The organism is Pseudomonas sp. BN414 (genome assembly GCF_029871275.1).
GTDB classification, from domain to species: Bacteria; Pseudomonadota; Gammaproteobacteria; order Pseudomonadales; family Pseudomonadaceae; genus Metapseudomonas; species Metapseudomonas resinovorans_C.
This window is the reverse complement of sequence record NZ_SSOL01000072.1, coordinates 134,220-141,082: the sequence shown is the minus strand read 5'-3', so window position 1 is coordinate 141,082 and position 6,863 is coordinate 134,220. Positions and strand designations below refer to the sequence as shown.

At 65.8% G+C, this 6,863-nt stretch carries 5 protein-coding genes; 1 reads left to right on the top strand and 4 read right to left on the bottom strand.

Features of this window, described 5'->3' with window-relative positions; genetic code table 11:
- The 4 genes from gcvP to E8E95_RS20035 form a co-directional block, all read right to left on the bottom strand.
- Positions 1-2,477, bottom strand: a 2,477-nt coding sequence (gene gcvP, locus E8E95_RS20050; protein WP_280353243.1) for an aminomethyl-transferring glycine dehydrogenase, incomplete at its 3' end; no start/stop codon positions are given.
- A gap of 15 nt (positions 2,478-2,492) precedes the next feature.
- Positions 2,493-2,870, bottom strand: a complete 378-nt coding sequence (gene gcvH, locus E8E95_RS20045; RefSeq protein ID WP_280353240.1) for a glycine cleavage system protein GcvH — start codon at positions 2,868-2,870, stop codon at positions 2,493-2,495.
- Between the two features lie 391 nt (positions 2,871-3,261).
- The gene (locus E8E95_RS20040; protein ID WP_280353237.1) at positions 3,262-4,797 is read right to left on the bottom strand and encodes a sigma-54-dependent transcriptional regulator; all 1,536 of its coding nucleotides are present in this window, start codon (positions 4,795-4,797) and stop codon (positions 3,262-3,264) included.
- A gap of 22 nt (positions 4,798-4,819) precedes the next feature.
- A complete protein-coding gene (locus E8E95_RS20035; protein ID WP_179059385.1) occupies positions 4,820-5,731 on the bottom strand; it encodes a LysR family transcriptional regulator in 912 nt (303 codons plus the stop codon).
- Between the two features lie 157 nt (positions 5,732-5,888).
- Here E8E95_RS20035 and speB point away from each other — a divergent pair, with 157 nt between their 5' ends.
- Complete coding sequence (gene speB, locus E8E95_RS20030; RefSeq protein ID WP_280353235.1) at positions 5,889-6,860, top strand: agmatinase; 972 nt, start codon at positions 5,889-5,891, stop codon at positions 6,858-6,860.
- The last annotated feature ends 3 nt before the right edge of the window (positions 6,861-6,863 follow it).

The following is a 6,863-nucleotide window of genomic DNA, read 5'->3' as shown; positions in this document are numbered from 1 at the left end:
ACGTCGTCGACGCTGATGCCGCTGGTGTCCTTGAGCGGGCGCAGGTCGAGGATGCACTCGTGGGCCACCAGGCCGTTGCTGCCGGTGTAGAGCACCGGGTAGTGCTCTTCCAGGCGGCGGGCGATGTAGTTGGCGTTGAGGATCGCCATCTGGGTGGCGCGGCGCAGGCCGTCGCCGCCCATCATGCGGATGTACATCCAGGTGATTGGCAGGATGCTGGCGCTGCCGAAGGGCGCCGCGCTGACCGCGCCCTCTTTGCGCGCCATGTGCGCGTGGCCGGGCAGGAAGGGCGCCAGGTGGGCCTTCACGCCGATCGGGCCGACGCCCGGGCCGCCGCCGCCGTGGGGGATGCAGAAGGTCTTGTGCAGGTTCAGGTGCGAGACGTCGCCGCCGAACTGGCCCGGGGCGCAGAGGCCGACCATGGCGTTCATGTTGGCGCCGTCGATGTACACCTGGCCGCCGTTGGCGTGGATGACCTCGCAGATCTCGCGGATGCCTTCCTCGAACACGCCGTGGGTCGACGGGTAGGTGATCATCAGCGCGGCGAGGCGGTCCTTGTGCTCCTCGGCCTTGGCCTTGAGGTCGGCGATGTCGACGTTGCCGCGGGCGTCGCAGGCGGTCACCACCACGCGCATGCCGACCATGCTGGCGGTGGCGGGGTTGGTGCCGTGGGCCGATTGCGGGATCAGGCAGATGTCGCGCTGGTCGTCGCCACGGCTGAGGTGGTAGGCGCGAATCGCCAGCAGGCCGGCGTACTCGCCCTGGGAGCCGGCGTTGGGCTGCAGGGATACGGCGTCATAGCCGGTGGCCTGGCAGAGCATGGCTTCCAGCTCGCTGGTCAGTTCCTGGTAGCCGGCGCTCTGCTCGGCGGGGGCGAAGGGGTGCAGGGCGCCGAACTCGGCCCAGGTCACCGGGATCATTTCGCTCGCGGCGTTCAGCTTCATGGTGCAGGAACCCAGCGGGATCATGCTGCGGTCCAGCGCCAGGTCCTTGTCGGCGAGCTTGCGCAGGTAGCGCATCAGCTCGGTTTCCGAGTGGTAGCGGTTGAACACCGGGTGGCTGAGGATCGCGCTCTGGCGCAGCAGGGCGGCCGGCAGGCGGCTGGCGACCTTGGCGGCCAGCGCGGCGAAGGCCGGCAGGGCCTGGCCGTTGGCGAACAGCGCCCAGAGCTGCTCGACGTCGGCTTGGGTGGTGGTCTCGTCCAGGGACAGGCCGAGGCGGACGGCGTCCACTTCACGCAGGTTGAGGCGCTGGGCGCGGGCCTGGGCGTGCAGCTCGGCGGTCTTGCTGCCGGTGGCCAGGGTCAGGGTGTCGAAGAAGCTTTCCTGCTCGACAGTGAAGCCCAGCTTGGCCAGGCCCTGGGCCAGGATCGCGGTCAGCTGGTGCACGCGGTTGGCGATGCGGGTCAGGCCCTGCGGGCCGTGGTAGACGGCGTACATGCTGGCGATGTTGGCCAGCAGCACCTGCGCGGTGCAGATGTTGCTGGTGGCCTTCTCGCGGCGGATGTGCTGCTCGCGGGTCTGCATGGCCAGGCGCAGGGCCGGCTGGCCGTGGCGGTCGATGGAGACGCCGACCAGGCGGCCGGGCATGTCGCGCTTGAAGCTGTCGCGGGTGGCGAAGTAGGCCGCGTGCGGGCCACCGAAGCCGAGCGGCACGCCGAAGCGCTGAGCGCTGCCGAGGGCGACGTCGGCGCCGAACTCGCCGGGCGGGGTCAGCAGGGTCAGGGCGAGCAGGTCGGCGGCGACGGCGACCAGGGCGCCGGCGGCGTGGAAGCGTGCCACCAGTTCGCGGTAGTCGAAGACATCGCCGTTGGCGGCGGGGTACTGCAGCAGGGCGCCGAAGTAGGCGCTGGCGTCGGTCAGCTCACGCTCGTCGCCGATCACCACCTCGATGCCCAGCGGCTCGGCACGGGTGCGCAGCACGTCGAGGGTCTGCGGGTGGCAGTGCTGCGAGGCGAAGAAGGCGTGGCTGGCCTTGTTCTTCGCCAGGCGCTTGCAGAAGGTCATGGCTTCGGCGGCGGCGGTGCCTTCGTCGAGCAGGGAGGCGTTGGCCACCGGCAGGCCGGAGAGGTCGCTGACCAGGGTCTGGAAGTTCAGCAGGGCTTCCAGGCGACCCTGGGAGATTTCCGGCTGGTAGGGGGTGTAGGCGGTGTACCAGGCCGGGTTTTCCAGCAGGTTGCGCAGGATCGGGCTGGGGGTGTGGCAGGGGTAGTAACCCTGGCCGATGTAGCTCTTGAACAGCTGGTTCTTCGCGGCGATGGCCTTGATCGCGGCGAGGGCTTCGGCCTCGCCCTGGCCGGCCGGCAGGTCGAGCACGCTGGTGCCCTTGATGCTGTCGGGCACCACGCTGGCGATCATCGCGTCCAGGCTGTCGAAGCCCAGCAACTCCAGCATCGCGTTGGCATCGGCGTCGCGTGGGCCGATGTGGCGCGGGACGAACTCGTTGCGTGTATCCAGGGGGAATGGGGCGAGGCTCATGGCGACTTCTCCGGCTCAGGCGTGGTCGGCGAGGAACGCGTCATAGCCGGCCTGGTCCATCAGGCTGGCGACGGCTTCGGGGCTGTTCGGGCGGATACGAAAGAACCAGCCACCGTCCATGGGCGCCTCGTTGACCAGCTCGGGGTTGTCGGCGAGGGCCTGGTTCACTTCGATCACTTCGCCGTCCAGCGGCATGGTGATGTTGCTGGCGGCTTTCACCGACTCCAGCACAGCCACTTCGGCGCCTTGTTCGTAAACACCGTTGTCGGGCAATTGCACGAACACCACATCGCCCAGCGCTTCCTGGGCAAAGCTGGTGATACCGACAGTCACTTCGCCGTTGGCTTCGACGCGCAGCCATTCATGCTCGGGAGTAAAACGCAGAGTGGTCATGGAGCTTCCTCTTGTTATCAGGTTGGGTCCCGAGCGTTTGGCTCGGCTGATGGAACAAGAGCAAGTGGGGTGCCAACTATTTAAAAGTCTTATATATCAATGAATTGAGAGATTTTTTCGTTCCTGGCTGATTGTCTTTGGAGCGATATCGCTCCACTCCGAAAAGTGACTTTCAATCGGCCAGAACGAGGAAAGCCCCGGAAACCGGGGCTTTAGGGAGATTGGAGCGAAATCGCTCCAGTGGAATGGATTCGAACCGGGCCGGGGGCCTTGTAGGGGCGAATTCATTCGCCAAGGGCAGCGCAGCTGCCCCCGCCAACCTCAAGGGCAGGACTGCGTCCTGCTTGTCGAATGAATTCGACCCTACAGTAAAAGCGGCCCCACGCCCGCCCTACCGGGTAATACCGTACTTGCGCAGCCGCTGCCCGATGGCGGTATGGGACGTGTCCAGTCGCGCCGCCAGTTGCCGCGTCGATGGGTAGACGGCATAGAGCTGTTGCAGCAGGTTCTTCTCGAAGCCCTGCACCGCGTCTTCCAGGCTGGTGACTTCCAGGGAGTCGGCCTGCTGCGGGCTCAGGGCGGTGCCGGCGAGTTCGAGGTCGTCGCAATCGATCAGGTCGCCTTCGCTGATGGCGGCGGCGCGGAATATCACGTTCTGCAACTGGCGCACGTTGCCCGACCAGCGATTACCCAACAGCAGCGGATAGGTGTTCGGGGCGAGTTGGCAGAGCGGCCGCTGGATTTGTGCACAGGCTTGCTCGAGGAAGTGTTCGGCGAGCAGGAGGATGTCCTGACCGCGCTCGCGCAGGGGCGGGACGTCCAGGTTGAGCACGTTGAGGCGGTAGAACAGATCCTCACGGAAGCTGCCGGCGCCGACCATGCCTTCCAGGTCCCGGTGGGTGGCGCCGAGCACGCGGACGTTCACATGGACTTCGCGGTCGCCGCCGACCCGGCGGAAGCAGCCATCGCTGAGGAAGCGCAATAGCTTGGCTTGCAGGTAGGGCGACATCTCGCCCACTTCGTCGAGGAACACCGTGCCGCCGTCCGCCATTTCCAGCAGGCCGGGCTTGCCGCCGCGCTGGGCGCCGGTGAATGCGCCCGCCGAGTAACCGAAGAGTTCGCTTTCGGCCAGGCTTTCCGGCAGGGCCGCGCAGTTCAGCGCCAGGAAGGGTGAATCGCGGCGGTCGCTCAAGGCGTGGCAGGCGCGCGCCACCAGTTCCTTGCCGGTGCCGGTCTCACCGCGGATGAGCAGGTGGGCGTCCAGGCCGGCGACCTTGCGCAGGCGTGCCTTGAGTTGCTTCAGCGGCGGGGACTTGCCGAGCAAGGCCTCCATGCCCTCGCCGCCGTCATGGTGCAGCGACGCCAGCCGCTCGCCGATACGGCTGGGCGGGTAGAGGGTCAGCAGGCCCCCGGCCAGGTCGCTCGGTCCGCCGTCCGTGGCACTGCTGATCGGCGTGGCGTCCAGCAGCAGTGATTGCCCCTTGAAGGCCACCTCGCACATGGGCAGGCGAAATCCCCGGTCGATCAGGGTTTGCGCCAGGGCGGGATCATCGAACAGGTTCGACAGCGGCTCCCCAGCGGGCTCTCGGCCATAGAGATTGATCAGCGAAGGGTTGGCCAGCAGCACGTGGCCGCTGTCGTCCACCGCCAGCACCGGGTCGCTGACGAACGCCAGCAAGGCATCCAGTTGCAGCCGGCGGCGCTGGCCGGGAAGGATGTCGACCACGGTCACCGCCTGCACGCCTTGTACGCCATGCAGGGCTTCGCGCAGTTCGTCCAGCACTTCTGGACCGAGGCTGGGGGCGTCGATGTAGACGTTCGGTGGAATCATCTCCACCGCTTCCAGATTGAGGTTGCGGCCGCCGAGCAACGCCAGGACTTCCTGGGTGATGCCGACGCGGTCGATGAAGGTCACGTGGATGCGCATGGAATGTTCGCCTGCGGAGGGCTCAAGCCTTGCCCGTGCTGCCGGAGCACTGGGTCAGGTCTTCGAGGAAGGCATGGAGGATCGGCGGCATCGCCCCGCGACGCGTGATCACGTCAAAGGGCGATTCGAGCTGCGAATCGGAGATGGGCAAACGGCGCATTTCGTCCGTCCGTACCCACTGTTGGGCGACATGCATGGGCAACAGGCCGAGGTAGGCGCCGGAAATGATCAGGATGGCCAGGGCCTCGATGTTGTCCACCGTCGCTGCCGCCTTGTTCACGCCCAGGACGTCGAGATCGTACTGCTGCATGTAGCCGCGCACCACGATACGGCTGGCGCCGATGGCCTTGCCCAGTTCGGCCCCTTCCAGCTTGGTTTCGAATAGGGGGTGGTGGCGTCCGCAATAGAGTCCCAGTGCCTCGCGGTACAGCGGCGAATAGTGGATGCCGGGAATGCGCGCCGGGAAGTGCCCGATGGCCAGGTGCAGGCGATTGTCCAGGACCCGTTCCTCCAACTCCGCGGGTGTCCCGACGTAGACGCTGAGGTGCACGTCGTGCCCACGGGAGACGAAGCGCTGGGTGGCGCGGGGCAGGGGAGAGTCGCGGTCGGTGATGGTGCTGTCGATGATGCCGAGATTGAGCTTGCCGCTGATGCGCTGCTTGAGCACATCGGCGTCCATGCAGAAGGTCTCCACCGCCGAAAGCAGACGCTGGGTCGCCTCATGGATGGCCACGCCCTGTTCGGTCAGGCGGAAGCCGCTGCGGCCGCGTTGGCAGAGCTTCACCCCCAGTCGCGTCTCCAGGTGGTTCATCTGTTCGCTGATGGTGGACTGGCCCGCATTGAGCGCGGCCTGAGCAGCCGAGAAGCCGCCGCATTTGACGATCGTGGCGAAGACCCTGAGGAGTTTCAGGTCGACATCATGCAACTGGATCACGTGGGCCTCCCGCTCTCAATGATTACATCGTGACTGGCGATATGAGCATCTGATGTTTTGCATTTTTACAAAATAAATCTGCGCACATATTCGCTGCAACGGCGAATTCGAAGCCGGTTCGCCGACCACTGAAAACAAAAAAGCGAGGCGCGCGACTATGTCGAAGAATGCATATGAGTCCGGGCGGCTGAACCTGCCTTTCGTAGGTCACTGCACGTTTGCCAAATCCCCGATCTGCACCGATTGGGATGCCATCAACGCGGACGTCGCCGTGCTCGGCGCGCCCAATGACATGGGCACCCAGTGGCGCTCCGGGGCACGCTTCGGACCGCGCAGCATTCGCGAAGCCTCCACGCTGTTCTCCTTTGGCCATTCCGGCGCCTACGACCATGAGGACGACGCCCTCTATCTCACTCAGGACCAGGTGACCATGGTGGATGTCGGCGATGCGGACATCGTCCACACCGACATGGCCTCCAGTAACGACAACATCGAATTCGCCGTACGCAAGATTCTCGAATCCGGTGCCATGCCGGTGGTGCTGGGCGGTGACCACTCGATCCATGCCCCCGTGATCAAGGCCTTCGAGGGTCACGCGCCCATCCATATCGTGCATTTCGATGCTCACCTGGACTTCGTCGACGAGCGCCACGGCGTGCGCTACGGCCACGGCAACCCGCTGCGCCGCGCTTCCGAGCTGGACCACATCGTCGGCATGACCCAGATGGGCATCCGCAACGTGTCCTCCTCCAACCGCGATGACTACGACGCTGCCCGCGCCGCCGGCTCGCAGATCCTGTCGGTGCGCGACGTACGCCGCCTGGGCACCGAAGGTGTCATGGCGAAGATCCCGGAAGGCCTGGACTACTACATCACCATCGATATCGACGGTTTCGACCCGTCCATCGCCCCCGGCACCGGCACCCCCAGCCACGGCGGCTTCCTCTACTACGAAGTGCTGGAAATCATCCAGGCGCTGGCCAAGCGCAGCCAGGGCCGGGTCGTCGGCATGGACCTGGTCGAGGTTGCACCGGCCTATGACCCCACTGGCGCCACCTCGATCCTCGCGGCGCAACTGCTGATGAACAGCATCGGCTTCATCTTCCACGAACGCGCCCGCAACCGCTGACAG

Bases quoted from the DNA above. Each gene is read 5' to 3' on its own strand.
- gcvH (WP_280353240.1), bottom strand. From the start codon at position 2,870: ATGACCACTCTGCGTTTTACTCCCGAGCATGAATGGCTGCGCGTCGAA.
- E8E95_RS20040 (WP_280353237.1), bottom strand. From the start codon at position 4,797: ATGCGCATCCACGTGACCTTCATCGACCGCGTCGGCATCACCCAGGAA.
- speB (WP_280353235.1), top strand. From the start codon at position 5,889: ATGTCGAAGAATGCATATGAGTCCGGGCGGCTGAACCTGCCTTTCGTA.